This window comes from Kribbella pratensis (assembly GCF_004366075.1).
Taxonomy (GTDB): Bacteria; Actinomycetota; Actinomycetes; order Propionibacteriales; family Kribbellaceae; genus Kribbella; species Kribbella pratensis.
The window spans coordinates 105,837-122,265 of the sequence record NZ_SODU01000003.1 but is presented as its reverse complement, the minus strand read 5'-3'; the positions used below and the strand labels follow the sequence as shown (position 1 = coordinate 122,265).

Sequence of the window (16,429 nt, the reverse complement as noted above, 5' to 3'; positions counted from 1 at the left end):
CCCGGACGCGGCTGGTGGACCCACCAGATGGTGGGTCGGAGCGTTGGTTGCTGGGTACTACGGAGGTATGGCGTTCGAACCGCCTCCACCCCGTAGTGCGTTGACATTGCGCATCGTGCTGGCGTGTTTCGGGGTCGTGCTGTTCGTGGCGGCCGCGGTACTGGCCGTCGTCTACGACCTTCCGGCGGGATGGGTGATCGTCTTCGGGGCGTTCGCGGTCGTCGCGCTCGTCGACCTGGTGGTCGTTGCCTGGCGCAAGCGTTCGGAAAATGGTTGATCAACCCAACCAGGGTCCGTAAGCTTGGGGAGTCACATTCCCGACGGCAGGGGTTCGAGTTGTCGAACTGAGGTCTTTCTCCGCAACCGATTGATCGCCACCGTTCTGGTGTGCGGTCTCGTTCTGAGACCTCGTTGGAGTCGACACTCATGAGCATTTCCCTGTCCTGTACCGACCTCTTCTTCGCCTGGCCTGACGGCGAGGTGCTGTTCGACGGCCTGACGTTCGTCGCCGGTCCGGTCCGTTCCGGCCTGGTCGGCCGCAATGGCGCGGGCAAGTCGACGCTGCTCCGGCTGATCGCCGGCCGGCTCACCCCGCAGCGCGGGGCGATCCGGGTCAGCGGCGAGCTCGGGTACCTGCCGCAGGACCTGACCCTCGACACCTCGTTGCGGGTCGACCAGGCGCTCGGGATCGAGGCCGTCCGGCGGGCGATCACCGCGATCGAGTCGGGCGATGCCTCGGAGGAGAACTTCGCGATCGTCGGCGACGACTGGGACGTCGACGAACGCGCCGAGGCGCTGCTCGGCAAGCTCGGGCTGGGCGCGATCGACCTCGACCGCAGCGTCGGCGAGCTCTCCGGCGGCGAGACGATCCTGCTCGGGCTCGCGGCCGAGCTGCTGCGGCGTCCCGACGTACTGCTCCTCGACGAGCCGACCAACAACCTCGACCTGCGGGCGCGGCGGCATCTGTACGACGCCGTGGATCAGTTCCGGGGGGCGTTGGTGATCGTCAGCCACGACCGGGAGCTGCTGGATCGCGTCGACCAGATCGGGGACCTGCGCAAGGGCGAGGTCACCTGGTACGGCGGGAACCTGACGGCCTATGAGGAGGCGGTCGCTGTCGAGCAGGAAGCCGCGGAGCGGATGCTGCGGGCGGCCGAGGCCGACGTACGCAAGCAGAAGAAGGATCTGGTCGAGGCGCGGATGAAGATGGATCAGCGCCGGGCCCGGGGGCAGCGTGCCTTCGAGCAGGGCGGGATCCCGAAGATCGTCGCGGGAGGGCTGAAACGGTCCGCGCAGGTGTCGGCGGGTAAGCATCTCGGGATGCAGTCCGAGCGCCTCGACTCGGCGCAGGAGGCGCTCGCGGACGCGGAGGAGAAGGTCCACGACGACGACACGATCCGGGTCGACCTGCCGAAGACCGCCGTACCCGCCGGCCGCATCGTGCTGCGGCTGGAGGATCACGTACTGCGGACCGGGGCACACGTCGACCTGGAGATCCGGGGTCCGGAGCGGATCGCGCTGACCGGGTCGAACGGCGCCGGGAAGACCACGCTGCTGCAGTCGATCGTGGCGGGGAAGTTGCCGGCCGTCCCGTTCCGGTACCTGCCGCAGCGGCTCGACCTGCTGCGGGACGACCTGTCGATCGTGGACAACCTGGCGTTGCTGGCTCCGAGTACGGAGAACCAGGAGCGGCGGGCGCGGCTGGCCCGGTTCCTGTTCCGTGGGCGGGCGGCGGATCAGCTGGTCAGCACGCTGTCCGGCGGCGAACGCTTCCGGGCGACGTTGGCGGCGCTGCTGCTCGCGGAACCGCCGCCGCAGTTGCTGATGCTGGACGAGCCGACGAACAACCTCGACCTCGCCAGTGTGGCGCAGCTGAAGGACGCGTTGGCGTCGTACAACGGAGCGCTCGTGATCGCCAGTCACGACGTGCCGTTCCTCCGCGACATCGGCATCACCCGGTGGGTGGAACTGACACCGGAGACGCTGACCGACATCGATCCGCTGTAGCCGGTTCGGAGGTAAGCCCCGTCACCTTCAGGTGGCGGGGCTTTTCCGTGCCTTGATTTCTGATACCCCCTAGGGGTATCTTCTGACGCATGGACGAGCATGAGCGGCACGAGCGCGGTGGTCACGAGGACCACATGAACCACGGCGGGCACGACGCGCACAGCGGGCATGACGGGCACAGTGGGCACGACGCGCACAGCGGGCACGGTGGGCACGGGGATCATGCGGCGCAGTTCAAGGACCGGTTCTGGATTAGCCTGGGGCTGGCGGTGCCGGTGGTGTTCTTCAGCGAGATGTTCGCGGACCTGCTGGGGTACATGCGGCCGGACTTCGCCGGAGCGGGGTTGATCGCGCCGGTGCTCGGCACGGTGATCTTCGTGTACGGCGGTCAGCCGTTCCTGACCGGTGGCTGGAGCGAGCTGAAATCGCGTCGCCCGGGGATGATGCTGCTGATCTCGATGGCGATCACCGTCGCGTTCGTCGCGTCGTGGGTGACCACGCTGCGGATCGGCGGGTTCGACCTGGACTTCTGGTGGGAGCTCGCGCTGCTGATCGTGATCATGCTGCTCGGGCACTGGCTGGAGATGCGGGCGCTCGGCGCGGCATCCGGTGCGCTCGACGCGTTGGCCGCGCTGCTTCCGGACTCGGCCGAGAAGGTCACCGACGACGGGGTCGTCCAGGTGTCGTTGCACGAGTTGCAGGCCGGTGATGTCGTCCTGGTGCGTTCCGGTGGAAGGGTGCCGGCGGACGGCACCGTGGTCGAGGGGCAGGCCGAGGTCGACGAGTCGATGATCACCGGCGAATCGCGGCCGGTGTCCCGGGCGGTCGGTGACGCCGTGGTCGCGGGAACTGTTGCCACGGACAACGCTCTGCGGGTCGAGATCACCGCCGTCGGCGACGACACGGCACTGGCCGGCATCCAGCGGTTGGTGGCTGAGGCACAGGCCTCGTCGTCCCGTGCGCAGGCGCTCGCGGATCGCGCCGCCGCGTTCCTCTTCTACTTCGCGTCGATCGCCGGTCTGATCACGTTCGTGGTCTGGGCGCTCCTCGGCAAGCTCGACGAGGCCGTGACGCGAACCGTGACCGTCCTGGTGATCGCCTGCCCCCATGCCCTCGGGCTGGCCATCCCGCTGGTGATCGCGATCTCCACGGAGCGTGCGGCGAGGGCCGGCGTACTCGTGAAGAACCGGCTCGCGCTGGAGCGGATGCGGACGATCGACGCGGTCCTGTTCGACAAGACCGGCACGTTGACGAAGGGCGAGCCGGCTGTCACCGGGGTCGCCACTGCCGACGCGGTGTCGGAGGACGAGTTGCTGGAGCTGGCCGCTGCTGTCGAGGCCGACAGCGAGCATCCGTTGGCGAAGGCAATCGTTCGTGCGCATGCCGACCGGGTTCCGGTCGGTGGCGGGCGGGTGGCGGCTACGGACTTCCGGTCGCTCACCGGTCGCGGCGTGCAGGCGGTCGTGAACGGTTCGGAGGTTGCGGTCGGCGGACCGGCGTACCTGCGGGAGAACGGCCTGGCCGAGCCGGACGCGCTCGACGCGGAGGTCGCCGACTGGAAGGCTCGCGGGGCCGCGGTGCTGCATGTGGTTCGGGACGGGCAGGTGCTGGGTGCGATCGCGCTCGAGGACGCGGTCCGCGAAGAGTCCCGGCAGGCGGTCGCCGCGCTGCACAAGCGTGGGGTGAAGGTCGCGATGATCACGGGTGACGCGCACCAGGTCGCCGAGGCGGTGGCGAAGGAACTGGGCATCGACGAGGTCTTCGCCGAGGTGCTGCCGCAGGACAAGGACGCCAAGGTCGCGGAGTTGCAGTCCCGTGGGCTGAAGGTCGCGATGGTCGGTGACGGGGTGAACGACGCGCCGGCGCTGGCTCGGGCCGAGGTCGGGATCGCGATCGGCGCCGGCACCGACGTCGCGATCGAGTCCGCCGGCGTCGTCCTCGCCGCCGACGACCCGCGCGCTGTCCTCTCGGTCATCGAGCTGTCCAAGGCGAGCTACCGCAAGATGTGGCAGAACCTCGTGTGGGCCACCGGCTACAACGTGATCACGGTCCCGCTGGCCGCCGGAGTCCTCGCCTTCGCCGGAGTGGTCGTCTCGCCCGCCGCCGGCGCCCTCCTGATGTCGGTCTCCACGATCGTCGTAGCTCTCAACGCCCAGCTGCTCCGCCGCCTCGACCTCTCACCCACCCGGTTGGCTTCGTAGCCCGTCCAGCGTGACCTGCACCAGGCGCCGTACCGCCGCTTTCGACGGTACGGCGCCTGCTGCTTGGAGAGCGTGCACGCAGTACGTCGCCAACTCCTTCGGCGGTACGTCGTCGCGCACCGCACCCAGCCGCTCCGCGATGAACTCCACCAGATGCTCGCGGGCGTGACCGACGTGCTCCGACCGATGCACTGACGAGGCGGCCTCGGCCGGCGGGTGCTCGTGGCAGATGAACGCGTACGCCTCCAGCACGTCGTCGATGCGATGGGTCCGCTCCCAGATCTCGGAGAGCTGTTGCAGGTGCCCGGCGACCTGACGCTGGTGCCAGGCGGTGAGGACCGAGTCGACGTCGGCAAAGTACTTGTAGAGCGTCGCCCGCCCGACACCGGCGCGGTGCGCGACCTCGGCCATGGTGATGCCGGTCAGTCCGCGTTCGGCGACGAGCGCGGCGGTGGCGTCGAGGATCGCTTCCCGGACCGCCTGGCGGTGGGTGGCGATGCTGTCGTTCCACAACTTCGGCATGGCTGGATTCTAGCGGGACAGTCTGCCTATGATCGAGACACAGTGTCTCGAAAAAGGAGGGTGCCGTGGCGGCTCTCGAAGCACGGCTCGGTACGGCGCGTGCGGATCGGTATCTCGCTCAGCTGACGAGCCACATGTCGCACGGCCCGGGTGGGTTGACGGTGCTGTCCACGTCCGCCGACGAGTTGGTCGTCGACCTCGGTACGGCGACCTGGTCGGTGCGTGCCGCGCCTCAGGAGTTGGTGCTGCGGCTCGAGGCGGAAGACGCGGCCGAGCTCGAGCAGCAGAGTGCCCGGGTGGCGCACCGGGTCGAGCAGATCGCCAGACGCGACGGGTTGCAGGTCGTCTGGCAGCCTGCCTGAACGACCAACTACTGTGGGTGCGCCGAGCAACCGCAGCACGCGACCAGCCATCGCGACAAGGGCGGCGAGGTGGGCCGGTTGCACAGTCAGGACCCACCGGGTGTGCAGATTCCACGGTGAGGGGCGTCTGCAACCGACGTACGGTCAGTGAAATCCCAGGGCTGGAGGTTTCCATGGCCGGTACATCTGTTGGTGCGGACGACTACGCGCTCGCCAGGGTCCCTGACCACGCACGGTACTCGTGGTGGTCGGTCGCGACCCAGCGCTTCGGGCAGATCTCGGCGCTCAGTCAGTTCCTGCTCGGCGCGACGCTCGGGTTCGGGATGAGTTTCTGGTCCGCGTTCTGGGCGCTCACGCTGGGCGCGGTGGTCCTCGAACTGGTGGCGATCCTGATCGGCGTGATCGGCGCCCGCGAGGGCCTGCAGACCTCGGTGATCGCGCGCTGGACCGGGTTCGGCCAGGCCGGCTCGTCGCTGATCGGGCTGGCGATCGGGATCAGCCTGATCGGCTGGTTCGGGATCCAGTCGGCGGTGTCCGCGGCCGGGCTGAGCCAGCTGGTCGGCGTCCTGCCGACCTGGGGCTGGTCGCTCGTCTTCGGTCTCGCCGTCACGCTCGTCGTCCTGCGCGGCTTCCACTCGATGGCCTGGGTCGCCTACGTGACCGTCCCGGCCTTCCTGCTCCTGGTCGGCTGGTCGATCATCAGCGAGCTGTCCGACCACAGCTTCGGCTCGCTGGTCAACGCCGCACCGGCCGGTCCGCACCTGAGTCTGCTGGAGGGTACGACGCTGGTCGCCGGTGGATTCATCGTCGGCGCGGTGATCACCCCGGACATGACCCGCTTCAACCGGACGGTCGGCGACGTGGTGAAGCAGACCGTGCTCGGCATCACCCTCGGCGAGTACGTGATCGGTCTGGTCGGCGTACTGCTGGCGCACGCGATCGGCTCGGCGGACGTGGTCACCATCGTCACCTCGTCGGTCGGCTGGGTCGGCACGCTGGTGATCATCCTGGGCACGATCAAGATCAACGACTGGAACCTCTACAGCTCCGGCCTCGGCGTGGTGAACTTCATCGGCACCGTCTTCGGCCGGCACGTCAACCGGGCCGCCGTCACGCTCGTGGTCGGTGTCCTCGGCAGTGTGCTCGCCGCGGGCGGGATCCTGGACAAGTTCACCGACTTCCTGATCGTGCTCGGCGTCGCGTTCCCGCCGATCGCCGGGATCATGGTCGCGGAGTACTTCGTGGTGAAGCGCTGGCGCCCCGACCTCGAGGCTTCCCGCGCGACCGGCACGCTGCCCGCGACCGCGCCGACCTGGGTACCGGCCACGATCGTGATCTGGATCGGCGCCGCGCTGATCGGCAAGTACGTCGCGTGGGGCCTGCCGAGCATCAACTCGCTCGTCGTCGGCTTCCTCGCGTACGTCGTGGCAGGCAAGCTCGGACTGATCCGCGGTCTCGGAACGAGCCGCACGATGGACAGCGAGCCGGCCCCGGCCACCGCCGTACCCGCGACCAACTGAGTGTCACCAACGGGAGGATCTGGAATGCGTATCGGCATCGATGTCGGTGGCACGAACACCGACGCCGTGCTGCTGGACGGCACCGGCGGCGATGTTCGGGTGCTGGCGGCGAACAAGTCGGCGACCAGCGCGGACGTGACGGCCGGCATCATCGACACCCTGGACCGGCTGCAGGCGGAGCGATCCTTCGACCCGGCGCAGGTGCAGGCCGTGATGATCGGCACCACGCACTTCATCAACGCGCTCGTCGAGGCGCGGCGGCTGGCACCGACCGCGGCGCTGCGGCTCGGACTGCCCGCCACCGCGTCCCTGCCGCCGCTCGTCGACTGGCCCGAGCGGCTGGTCGAGGCGATCAGCGGCCGCAGCTACCTGGCGCACGGCGGTCACGAGTTCGACGGCCGGCACATCGCCGAACTGGACCCGGACGAGCTGCGTCGGCACGCCGCGGACATGGTGGCGCACGGCGTCCGGTCGGTGGCGATCTCGTCGGTGTTCTCGCCGGTGAGCAACGAGTTCGAGCTGCGCGCGGCCGAGATCCTCCGGGCCGAGCTCGGCGACGACGTGGCGATCTCGATGTCGCACGAGATCGGCCGGATCGGCCTGCTGGAGCGGGAGAACGCGACCATCATCAACGCCGCGCTCCGTGAGCTGGCGGCGAGCATCGTCGACGGACTGTCCGGCGCGGTCGCCGGTCACGGGATCTCCGCACCGCTGTACCTGAGCCAGAACGACGGCACCCTGATGGACGTCGACTTCGCCCGCCGGTACCCGGTCGCCACGTTCGCGTCCGGCCCGACCAACTCGATGCGCGGCGCGGCGCTGCTGTCCGGCCTCGACACGTGCGCGGTCGTCGACGTCGGCGGTACGACGAGCGATGTCGGCGTACTCACCCACGGCTTCCCGCGGGAGGCGACGACCGAGGTCGACGTCGCCGGGGTGCGGACCAACTTCCGGATGCCCGACGTACTCAGCATCGGGATCGGCGGTGGCAGTCTGGTGGCCGAGGGCAACGACCAGGTGAGCGTCGGCCCGCGCTCGGTCGGCTACCGGCTGACCTCGGAGGCACTGGTCTTCGGCGGTAAAACGCTCACCGCGACGGACATCGCGGTCGCCGCGGGACGGGCCGAGGTCGGGGACCCGGCCGCAGTCGCCGGTCTCGATCCGACACTGGTGAAGGCCGCACTCGCCAGGGTCGCGGCGGACATCGCCGACGCCGTGGAGCGGATGCGTACGTCGCCGGACCCGCTGCCGGTGGTGGCGGTCGGCGGCGGGTCGATCCTGCTTCCGGACGATCTCCCCGGCAGTCTCGCCGTCCATCGCCCGGACCACTTCGCGGTCGCGAACGCGATCGGTGCCGCGATCGCGCAGGTCGGCGGCGAGGTCGACCGGGTGTACGCGATCGACCCGGGCCGCCGGGACGCGGTGGTGGACGAGGCGCGGCAGGAGGCCGTCGACCGCGCGATCGCCGCCGGCGCCGATCCGGCGGCCGTGCGGATCGTGGACTTCGACGAGGTCCCGATCCCGTACCTCCCCGGCAACGCGACTCGGATCCGCTGCAAGGCAGTCGGCGACCTCCGGCTGGGGGCTGCGTCGTGAGCGCGGACCGCCACGCCATCACAAATGCGGCGCGAGCGACCGGCCACGCGGGACGGGCGGCGGAGTCGGCAATTGTGATGGGCCTGACGTCCGGGGTGGAGTGGTTGCGATGAAGCTGCGTGCTGAAGATCTGGGTGCCCTCGCCCGCGGTGCCGCCGTGCTGGGCACCGGGGGTGGCGGGGATCCGCACATCGGGCGGCTGCTGGCCGAGCAGGCGTTGCGCGAGCACGGGCCGGTCGAGATCGTTGCCGTCGGCGACCTTCCGGACGACGCGTCCGTACTCCCGGTGGCGATGATGGGCGCGCCGACCGTGATGGTGGAGAAGTTGCCGTCCGCCGACCAGATCTCGGTCGCGGTGCAGACGCTCGCGAAGTATGTCGGGAAGACGCCGAGCCACTTGGCCTGTATCGAGGCCGGCGGGGTCAACTCGACCGTCCCGGTGATCGCCGCCGCGCAACTCGGACTGCCGCTGGTGGACGGCGACGGCATGGGCCGCGCGTTCCCCGAACTCCAGATGGTGCTGCCGACGCTCGCCGGCATCGAGGCGACGCCGATGTCGATCGTCGACGAGAAGGGCAACCGCGGCGTCTTCGACACGGTCACCAACGAATGGGCCGAACGGCTGGCGCGCTCGGCGACCATCGACATGGGGTGCTCGGCGATCGTCTCGCTGTACGCGATGACCGGCGCGGAGGCCCGCGGCTCGTTCGTCGCCGGGACCCTCAGCAAGTGCGTCACGATCGGCCGCGCCATCGAGCAGGCCCAGCGTTCGCACACCGATCCGGTCGCGGCCGTCGTGGACGAGTTGGGCGGTCGACTGCTGCACGTGGGCAAGGTCGTCGACGTGCAACGCCGTACGGCAACCGGCTTCGCGCGCGGTGACGCGGCGGTCGATGGACTGGATGCCTCACACGGCCGGCTGCTGGTGCTGCGGTTCCAGAACGAGCACCTGGTCGCTGAGCTCGACGGGGCGGCGGTGGCGACCACGCCGGACCTGATCATCGTGCTCGACACCGAGTCGGGCGAGCCGATCACCACCGAGGCGCTGCGCTACGGCCACCGGGTCAGCGTGCTCGCCGCACCGGCCGACGAACGCTGGCACTCTCCGGAAGGCATCGAGCTGGTCGGCCCCCGGTACTTCGGCTACGACCTCGACCCGATCCGGGCACTGGCATGAGCTGGCAACTCGGGATCGAGCACCTCAAGGATCTCGCTCGCGGGGCGGCGATCCTCGGGACAGGTGGTGGCGGTGATCCGCTGATCGGGCGGTTGCTCGTCGAGCAGGCGATCCGTGAGCACGGCCCGATCACGGTGCTCGATCCGGACGAGCTGGACGACGACGCGTTCGTCATCCCGACCGCGCAGATGGGCGCGCCGACCGTGATCGTGGAGAAGATCCCGCGCGGCAGCGAACCGGTCGGCGCCCTGCGCGCCCTCGAGAAGCACCTCGGCCGGCGCGCCGACGCGACGATGCCGATCGAGTGCGGCGGCATCAACTCGATGATCCCGCTGCTCGTCGCCGCGCGGACCGGGCTGCCGGTCGTCGACGCGGACGGGATGGGGCGGGCGTTCCCCGAACTGCAGATGGAGACGTTCTCGGTGTACGGCGTCCCCGGGTCGCCGATGGCGATCGCCGGGGAACACGATGAGACCGTGGTGATCGACACCGGCGCGGACAACAAGCAGATGGAGTGGCTGGCGCGGGGGATCACCATCCGGCTCGGCGGGGTTGCGCACATCGCGGAGTACTCGATGACGGGCGCGGAGGTGAAGCGGACCGCCGTACCGCGGACGCTCTCACTCGGTTTGTCGATCGGGCGCGCTGTCCGGGAGGCGCGGGCGGCGCACGAGGACCCGATCGAGGCTGTGCGGGCGGCGCTGGCTCCGACGCTCTACAACCACCTGCGGGTGCTGTTCCGCGGGAAGGTCGTCGACGTGGAACGCCGTACCCTCGAGGGCTTCGCGCGTGGACGGGCACGCTTCACCGGGTACGACGGGACGTCACAGCTCGAGCTGCGCTTCCAGAACGAGAACCTGGTCGCGGAGGTCGACGGAGAGGTGGTGTGCACCGTGCCGGACCTGATCTGCGTACTGGAGGCGGACACCGCGGAGCCGATCACCACGGAAGGCCTGCGCTACGGCCAGCGCGTGACCGTGGTGGGCATCTCCACACCCGACCTGATGCGAACACCCGAGGCGCTTGCCGTCTTCGGCCCGTCCTGCTTCGGATTGAACGTCGAGTTCACCCCCGTCGAGCGCCGTACCGAGGCGCTCGTCCAATAGGCCCTCGGCCCGCCGCGCTGACCCCTCCACGGCGGGCTGAGGTTCCACCCGGACGCCCAGCACTCACCAACCGCCCTTCTCGCGCGACCGCCACGCTCAACACGCGGTCGACCTTGCCGATTTGGCGCGTTTACTGAGTGCTGCAGGTCCGCGGTGGCAGGATCCCCCTATGGGTACGGTCATCCGGGAGCAGGACCTGGGGGCGCTGGTTGTCGGGGTTACGCTGCTGGGCTCCGGTGGTGGCGGGGACACGGGTGCTTTCGGCCGGATGCTGCGTCGCCGGCTCGGTGCGGGGGAGTTGGTACTGCGGGACGCCGCAGACGTGGCTGGTGTGTCGGTGAGTCCGATCGGCGTGGTCGGAGCGACCAGTGTGCTGATGGAGAAGCTCCCGGGTGGTGGTGAGTTCGACGCGGCGGTACGGGCGGTCAGCCGCTGGACGGGTACCGAGGTCACCGGGCTGATGTCGCTTGAGGCCGACGGGCTCAACGGGCTGACACCGTTGATCGCCGCGCTCGATCTGGGCCTCCCGGTAGTCGACGCGGACCTGATGGGACGGGCCCTGCCGCGGCTCGACCAGTTCTCGTGGGCTGTAGCCGGCCGCTCGCTGACGCCTTGTGCGCTGAGCGAACCGAGCGGTCAGGTGATCGTCGTGGACAACGTCGACGCAGCGGGTCTCGAACGAGCAGTGCGCAGCTTCGTCGCGCACACCGGCGGGTGGGCGGTGCTGGCACTCGCGCCTACTCCGGTGGAGGCTGCGGCGGCGGACGCAGTGCAGGGCAGCCTGACCCGGGCGCTGGCCCTCGGCCGAGCCCACGCCGCCCTCGAGCCCGGCGCCACACCGGCTGTTGTCGCCGAGGACCTGGGCGGACGATTGCTGGGTACCGGTCGCGTCGAGGAGGTCGCCCGCCACCTCATCGGAGACGGCGGCGCAGCGTTCGGTCGCGGCAGTGTCTGCGTTGTCGACGCCGGCAGCCGCGCAGTCATCCGGATCGAGACCGAGAACGAGTACCTGCTCGCACTGGTCGACGGCACGCCCGTGGCCACCACACCGGACCTGCTCTGCGTCCTGGACCGCCGTACCCTCCAGCCTATCGCCGTGGACGCCATCCGCAGCGGCGACGAGATCCTGGTCCTCGCCCTCCCCGGTCCCGCCTGGTGGCGTCGCGCCGACCGCATTACCCATGTCGGCCCACAAGCTTTCGGCCTGGCCTGCGCCCCGCAGCTGCTGGAAGCGTCATGAGGGACCTGGCGCCATCGTTGGCGGCCATGCTCAGCTCACCCGGCTGGAGCGACGTGGTGGTGCTCAGCGCCGCGGTCGACGATGGTCCTCGGCTCACGGGATCACGGGTGTCGTTGGAGGTGTCATCCCACCCGGAGTCGCTCGACGGGCAGTTGCTCGTCGTACTGCTGGCGGATGACCACACCGACTGGCGGATCGACGCTCTGATCAGTAGGGCATCGGCTGCCGGAGCAGGCGCGTTGCTGCTCGCTGGTGTGGAGCCGTTGGGCCGTGGCGCTCAGTTGCTCGCAGAGCGGTTGCAGCTGCCGGTGCTGGGATGCTCGGACCCGCTGGCAGCACATGAGTACCTGCGACGCGTGACAGCCGAGCCAGAGGTGGTGCGGTCGGAGCTGGTACTGCGGGCCGTCGCAGCGTTGCGGCGCGCGAGTGATGACCTCACCTCGGTACTGCGGACAACGTCCGACGTCCTGGAACGCCCTGTCACGTTGGCCGGTACTGACGGCGGCACGTTGGCCGGTGAGCCGTTGGAGGCTGATGAGCGTACGGCGTTGGTGGGTGCGTTGCCGCGCGTACCAGTGGCGTGGGCGGCGCCGTACCGGGTTGATCTGCCAAGTGGTGCGGTGCTGATCGCGGTTGCTGTGGTCGGTGTCGGGCCAGTGTGCTGGCTGGTGGCGCGGCTGCCTCGAGTGGTGCCGGCTGAGGTTGCCGCCGTACCTGATGTGCTCAGCGTGGTGGCACCGGCGGTGGGGGAGCGATTGGCGTTGCGCCGGCTGGAGCTCGAGCGGGACGCCCGTCAACGTACGTCGTTGCTCGGCGAACTCCTGCACGGCGAACCGTCCGAGGCGACGCGCCGGCGCGCAGTGGATCTCGGATGGCAACTCGACGGCTGGCATACGGGCATCCGGATCGGCGCCGAGGGACAAGTGGACGTTGCTGGTCGACGTACCGATGTCGTGGAGGCGTTCGACGCCGAGGGCTTGCGGGCGGTGGTGGTGGAGCAGGGCGACGGCTGGTCCGCGTGGGTCACCGCCGTCCGCGAACCGACCGCGACCGAGGTGCAGCAGCAGGCCGCCGTGATCCGCCGCGTGCACCGCCGACTGGTGCAGACAGTGGACGCGTACGTCGGAGTCGGGCGAGTGCAACCGGGGCCGAGTGGAATCGCCACGACGCTGGCCGAGGCGGGCGATGCGGCCGGTCTGGCGCGCGGACGCGCCGAAACGGGGCGATTCCTCCACGTTGACCGTCTGGGCCTGGCGCAACTTCTCCTGGCCTGGACCCGGACAGACACGTTCCAGCCGGCTGCGCAGGCACTGCTGGCTCCGATCAAGGACCAGCCTGGTGACTTGGTCACCACGCTGGCCGTCTACCTGGATACCGAGTCGTCCCTGGCCGAAACAGCCGCAGTACTAGGCATCCACCGCAACACCGCCGCTGCCCGCATCAGCAAGATCCAGCACCTGTTGGGCGTCGACCTCACCAACCCGGACGAGCGCCTCGCCCTACACCTTGCCTCCCGCACATCACCCACGGAATAGTCCCGCCCCAAGCGGGGAGGAGAGGACACGGACCGCTCGCCGTGCGGGGAGAGGAGGACGCGGACCGCCCGCCGTCCCCTCGCTTGCTCTGCGCCTACGGAGTAGGCGCGTCCTCGCGCAGGAGGCCGGCCGACTTGAGGTCCGACCAGAGGGCTGTCGGGATCTCGGTGCGAGCGAGCGTCGCGTTGGTGTGGACCTCTTCCGCCGTGCGGCAGCCAACGGCGATCCCAGCGACCGCCGGGTGTGCCAACGGAAACGCGATGGCCGCCGCCGGAAGCGTGGTGCCGTGCGACTCGCACACGTCCGCGAGCTTGTTGGCCTTGTCGATCAGCGTCTGCGCAGCCGGCTCGTAGTTGAACGTGGTCCCGGCCGCGGGCCGCGGCTGCGACATCAGCCCGGAGTTGAAGATGCCCACGGCAACGACCTGCACGTCGTTCTCCAGGCAGGCCGGCAGTACGTCGTCCAGACCGTCCGGATCGATCAACGTGTACCGGCCGGCCAGCATGATCACGTCGATGTCGACCTCCCGCACGAACCGGGTCAGCATCGCCGACTGGTTCATCCCGGACCCGATCGCGCCGATCACGCCCTGCTCGCGCAGCTCGATCAGCGTCGGGAACGCGGTCGCGACCGCCTCCTCGAAGTGATCGTCCGGGTCGTGCACGAACACGACGTCCAGCCGATCGGTCCCGATCCGCCGCAGCGAGTCCTCGATGCTCCGCAGTACGCCGTCCCGCGAGAAGTCCCACCGCCGCCGGCGCGTCGTACTGACCTCGAAGCCCTCGTCGTCGGTCGCGGCGTCAGAGGCCTCGTAGATGATCCGGCCGACCTTGCTCGACAGGACGTAGGAGTCCCGCGGCTTGTCCCGCAGTGCCCTGCCGAGTCGTTCCTCGGCCAGCCCGAGTCCGTAGTGCGGGGCGGTGTCGAAGTACCGCCACCCGTCGTCCCACGCGGCGTTCACGGCCGCGGCGGCGTCGGCCTCGTGCACCTCACCGAGCAGGTTGCCCAGCGGCGCACTGCCGAGCCCGACGCGCTGACCCTCCGGAAAGATCCTCATCAGCGGGTCGCCGGAATCCGCAGGTTCTGCATCCCGCCGTCGACGGCCAGCGCCGTACCCGTGGTGGATCCGGACAGCGGGCTGGCCAGGTATGCGATCGCCTGGGCGACCTCGTCGGCCGACACCAGGCGGCCCATCGGCTGGCGCGCCTCGAGGGCCGCACGCTCCGCGGCCGGGTCCGCCGCGACGTCGAGCAGACGTCCGACCCACGGCGTGTCCGCCGTACCCGGGTTCACGCAGTTCACCCGGATCCCTTCGCGTACGTGGTCCGCGGCCATCGCCATCGTCAGCGCCAGGACGGCGCCCTTGCTGGCCGAGTACAGCGCCCGGTTCGGCAGGCCGGCGGTCGCGGCGATCGAGCAGGTGTTGACGATCGCGGCCGCCTCCGACTTCCGCAGGTGCGGCAGCGCGGCCCGGGTCACGCGCGCGATCCCGACCACGTTCACGTCCAGCACGCGGTGCCATTCGGCGTCGTCGTTCGCGGTCACGTTGCCCTGCGCGCCGATGCCGGCGTTGTTCACCACGACGTCGATCCCACCGAGCTGCAGCGCGGCCGCGGCGACCGCGTCCCGCACCGAGCCGTCGTCGCTGACGTCCGCGGCGATCGCGGTCAGCGGCGCGTCGACCTCAGGCTTCAGGTCGAACACGACCACCTGGGCGCCGCGCGCCGCGAGCAGCTGCGCCGCCGCGAGGCCGATCCCCGAAGCACCACCGGTCACCACGGCCCGCAGGCCGGCGAAATCCGTCACTTCTTCTCCTCTGCCAGGTCTGTCCAGATCTTGCCACCCGGGAACCGGAAGTCGGTCAGCGTCTCCGCGTCCATCTCGGCGCCGAACCCGGGCCGTACCGGTGCCACGTAGTGCCCGTCCCGGATCACCACCGCGTCCAGGAAGTGCTCGTGCAGGTGGTCCACGAACTCGATCACCCGGTCGTCCAGCGAACCGCTCACCGCGACGTAGTCGAACATCGACAGGTGCTGGACCAGCTCACACAGTCCTACCCCACCCGCGTGCGGGCACACCGGTACGCCGAATTTCGCCGCCAGCAGCAGGATCGCGATGTTCTCGTTGACGCCCGCGACCCGCGCCGAGTCGAGCTGCAGGACCGACAGCGCCTCGGCCTGGAGCAGCTGCTTGAACACGATCCGGTTCTGCACGTGCTCACCGGTCGCGACCTTGATCGGCGCGATCGCCTTCGCGATCGCGGCGTGCCCGAGGATGTCGTCCGGGCTGGTCGGTTCCTCCACCCACCAGACGTCGTACGGCTTCAGGGCCTCGATCCAGGTGATCGCCTCGGCGACGTCCCAGCGCTGGTTCGCGTCGACCGCGATCCGGATGTCCGGGCCGACCGCCTCGCGGGCCAGCCGCATCCGGCGGATGTCGTCGTCCAGGTTCGCGCCGACCTTGAGCTTGATCTGCGTGAACCCCTCGGCGATCGCCTCGTGGCAGAGCCGGACCAGCTTCGCGTCGTCGTACCCGAGCCAGCCGGGGGTCGTCGTGTACGCCGGGTAGCCGCGCTCCCGCAGGACCGCCTCCCGCTCGGCGCGACCGGCCTCGGCCTTGCGCAGGATGTCGAGCGCCTCGTCCCGCGTCAGCGCGTCGGTCAGGTACCGGAAGTCGACCAGGTCGACGATCTGCTCGGGGGTCAGGTCGGACAGCAGCTTCCACAGCGGTACGCCGGCACGCTTGGCGGCCAGGTCCCACACCGCGTTGACGACCGCGCCGATCGCCATGTGCATGACGCCCTTCTCGGGGCCCAGCCAGCGCAGCTGCGAGTCGTGCACGAGCGACTTCCAGAACCCGCCGAGGTCGTTCAGCGTGGCGTCCAGGTCGAGCCCGAGGACGTGGTCGCGGAGCGCCTCGATCGCGGTCGTCTGGATGTCGTTGCCGCGACCGATCGTGAACGCGAACCCGTGCCCCTCGAGCCCGTCGCCGGCGTCGGTCCGCAGGATCACGTACGCCGCGGAGTAGTCCGGGTCGGTGTTCATCGCGTCGGAGCCGTCCAGGTCCAGCGACGTGGGGAAGCGGACGTCGTACGTCTCGAACTCGGTGAATCGTGGCATCGAGGACCCGATCTGCTGCGGTGGGCGGTCTGTCGGGACGAATC

Annotated in this window: 14 protein-coding genes; 10 read left to right on the top strand and 4 right to left on the bottom strand. The window is 69.8% G+C overall.

The features are described from left to right. Nucleotides 1-67 precede the first annotated feature (67 nt). The 3 genes from EV137_RS24610 to EV137_RS24600 all read left to right on the top strand — a co-directional run bounded on the left by EV137_RS24610 (nucleotide 68) and on the right by EV137_RS24600 (nucleotide 4,208). A complete protein-coding gene (locus tag EV137_RS24610; protein WP_134007324.1) occupies nucleotides 68-277 on the top strand; it encodes a DUF6343 family protein in 210 nt (69 codons plus the stop codon). Between the two features lie 149 nt (nucleotides 278-426). Next, nucleotides 427-2,007 (top strand): ABC-F family ATP-binding cassette domain-containing protein, encoded by a 1,581-nt coding sequence (locus tag EV137_RS24605; RefSeq protein ID WP_134130988.1) that lies wholly within the window; start codon nucleotides 427-429, stop codon nucleotides 2,005-2,007. A gap of 89 nt (nucleotides 2,008-2,096) precedes the next feature. Further along, nucleotides 2,097-4,208, top strand: coding sequence for a heavy metal translocating P-type ATPase (locus EV137_RS24600; RefSeq protein WP_202871137.1), 2,112 nt, complete (start codon nucleotides 2,097-2,099; stop codon nucleotides 4,206-4,208). Here EV137_RS24600 and EV137_RS24595 read toward each other — a convergent pair. Further along, nucleotides 4,185-4,730: a TetR/AcrR family transcriptional regulator gene (locus EV137_RS24595; RefSeq protein ID WP_134130987.1), complete on the bottom strand. Its 546-nt coding sequence runs from the start codon at nucleotides 4,728-4,730 to the stop codon at nucleotides 4,185-4,187. The two genes, EV137_RS24600 and EV137_RS24595, sit on opposite strands and share 24 nt — an antisense overlap. A 65-nt stretch (nucleotides 4,731-4,795) precedes the next feature. Here EV137_RS24595 and EV137_RS24590 point away from each other — a divergent pair, with 65 nt between their 5' ends. The 7 genes from EV137_RS24590 to EV137_RS24560 all read left to right on the top strand — a co-directional run bounded on the left by EV137_RS24590 (nucleotide 4,796) and on the right by EV137_RS24560 (nucleotide 13,266). Then, nucleotides 4,796-5,092, top strand: coding sequence for a DUF2218 domain-containing protein (locus EV137_RS24590; protein WP_134130986.1), 297 nt, complete (start codon nucleotides 4,796-4,798; stop codon nucleotides 5,090-5,092). A 173-nt stretch (nucleotides 5,093-5,265) separates the two neighbouring features. Then, entirely contained in the window at nucleotides 5,266-6,612 is a 1,347-nt protein-coding gene (locus EV137_RS24585) for a purine-cytosine permease family protein (RefSeq protein WP_134130985.1), read from the top strand. A gap of 24 nt (nucleotides 6,613-6,636) precedes the next feature. Then, nucleotides 6,637-8,208, top strand: coding sequence for a hydantoinase/oxoprolinase N-terminal domain-containing protein (locus EV137_RS24580; RefSeq protein WP_134007334.1), 1,572 nt, complete (start codon nucleotides 6,637-6,639; stop codon nucleotides 8,206-8,208). Nucleotides 8,209-8,317: 109 nt separating this feature from the next. Further along, nucleotides 8,318-9,385 carry an S-methyl thiohydantoin desulfurase family protein gene (locus EV137_RS24575; RefSeq protein ID WP_134130984.1) on the top strand — a complete coding sequence of 356 codons (1,068 nt, stop codon included), beginning with the start codon at nucleotides 8,318-8,320 and terminating at the stop codon, nucleotides 9,383-9,385. Beyond that, a complete protein-coding gene (locus tag EV137_RS24570) occupies nucleotides 9,382-10,491 on the top strand; it encodes an S-methyl thiohydantoin desulfurase family protein (RefSeq protein ID WP_134130983.1) in 1,110 nt (369 codons plus the stop codon). The genes EV137_RS24575 and EV137_RS24570 overlap by 4 nt, the downstream gene beginning before the upstream one ends. 169 nt (nucleotides 10,492-10,660) lie before the next feature. Next, the gene (locus EV137_RS24565) at nucleotides 10,661-11,731 is read left to right on the top strand and encodes a DUF917 domain-containing protein (protein WP_202871136.1); all 1,071 of its coding nucleotides are present in this window, start codon (nucleotides 10,661-10,663) and stop codon (nucleotides 11,729-11,731) included. After that, entirely contained in the window at nucleotides 11,728-13,266 is a 1,539-nt protein-coding gene (locus EV137_RS24560) for a PucR family transcriptional regulator (protein ID WP_202871135.1), read from the top strand. The genes EV137_RS24565 and EV137_RS24560 overlap by 4 nt, the downstream gene beginning before the upstream one ends. A gap of 94 nt (nucleotides 13,267-13,360) precedes the next feature. On the opposite strand, the gene EV137_RS24555 is transcribed toward EV137_RS24560, so the two are convergent. The 3 genes from EV137_RS24555 to EV137_RS24545 are packed head-to-tail and all read right to left on the bottom strand — an operon-like array spanning nucleotide 13,361 to nucleotide 16,385. Further along, a complete protein-coding gene (locus EV137_RS24555; RefSeq protein WP_134130982.1) occupies nucleotides 13,361-14,323 on the bottom strand; it encodes an aldo/keto reductase in 963 nt (320 codons plus the stop codon). Then, a complete protein-coding gene (locus tag EV137_RS24550; RefSeq protein ID WP_134130981.1) occupies nucleotides 14,323-15,072 on the bottom strand; it encodes an SDR family NAD(P)-dependent oxidoreductase in 750 nt (249 codons plus the stop codon). Before EV137_RS24550 ends, EV137_RS24555 begins: the two co-directional genes overlap by 1 nt. Beyond that, nucleotides 15,069-16,385: an L-fuconate dehydratase gene (locus tag EV137_RS24545; RefSeq protein ID WP_134130980.1), complete on the bottom strand. Its 1,317-nt coding sequence runs from the start codon at nucleotides 16,383-16,385 to the stop codon at nucleotides 15,069-15,071. The genes EV137_RS24550 and EV137_RS24545 overlap by 4 nt, the downstream gene beginning before the upstream one ends. Nucleotides 16,386-16,429: the final 44 nt, after the last annotated feature.

What these genes read in the sequence shown, in the direction of transcription:
- EV137_RS24610 (WP_134007324.1), top strand. Translation starts at nt 68, where the DNA reads ATGGCGTTCGAACCGCCTCCACCCCGTAGTGCGTTGACATTGCGCATC.
- EV137_RS24605 (WP_134130988.1), top strand. Translation starts at nt 427, where the DNA reads ATGAGCATTTCCCTGTCCTGTACCGACCTCTTCTTCGCCTGGCCTGAC.
- EV137_RS24600 (WP_202871137.1), top strand. Translation starts at nt 2,097, where the DNA reads ATGGACGAGCATGAGCGGCACGAGCGCGGTGGTCACGAGGACCACATG.
- EV137_RS24595 (WP_134130987.1), bottom strand. Translation starts at nt 4,730, where the DNA reads ATGCCGAAGTTGTGGAACGACAGCATCGCCACCCACCGCCAGGCGGTC.
- EV137_RS24585 (WP_134130985.1), top strand. Translation starts at nt 5,266, where the DNA reads ATGGCCGGTACATCTGTTGGTGCGGACGACTACGCGCTCGCCAGGGTC.
- EV137_RS24580 (WP_134007334.1), top strand. Translation starts at nt 6,637, where the DNA reads ATGCGTATCGGCATCGATGTCGGTGGCACGAACACCGACGCCGTGCTG.
- EV137_RS24575 (WP_134130984.1), top strand. Translation starts at nt 8,318, where the DNA reads ATGAAGCTGCGTGCTGAAGATCTGGGTGCCCTCGCCCGCGGTGCCGCC.
- EV137_RS24570 (WP_134130983.1), top strand. Translation starts at nt 9,382, where the DNA reads ATGAGCTGGCAACTCGGGATCGAGCACCTCAAGGATCTCGCTCGCGGG.
- EV137_RS24565 (WP_202871136.1), top strand. Translation starts at nt 10,661, where the DNA reads ATGGGTACGGTCATCCGGGAGCAGGACCTGGGGGCGCTGGTTGTCGGG.
- EV137_RS24560 (WP_202871135.1), top strand. Translation starts at nt 11,728, where the DNA reads ATGAGGGACCTGGCGCCATCGTTGGCGGCCATGCTCAGCTCACCCGGC.
- EV137_RS24555 (WP_134130982.1), bottom strand. Translation starts at nt 14,323, where the DNA reads ATGAGGATCTTTCCGGAGGGTCAGCGCGTCGGGCTCGGCAGTGCGCCG.
- EV137_RS24545 (WP_134130980.1), bottom strand. Translation starts at nt 16,385, where the DNA reads ATGCCACGATTCACCGAGTTCGAGACGTACGACGTCCGCTTCCCCACG.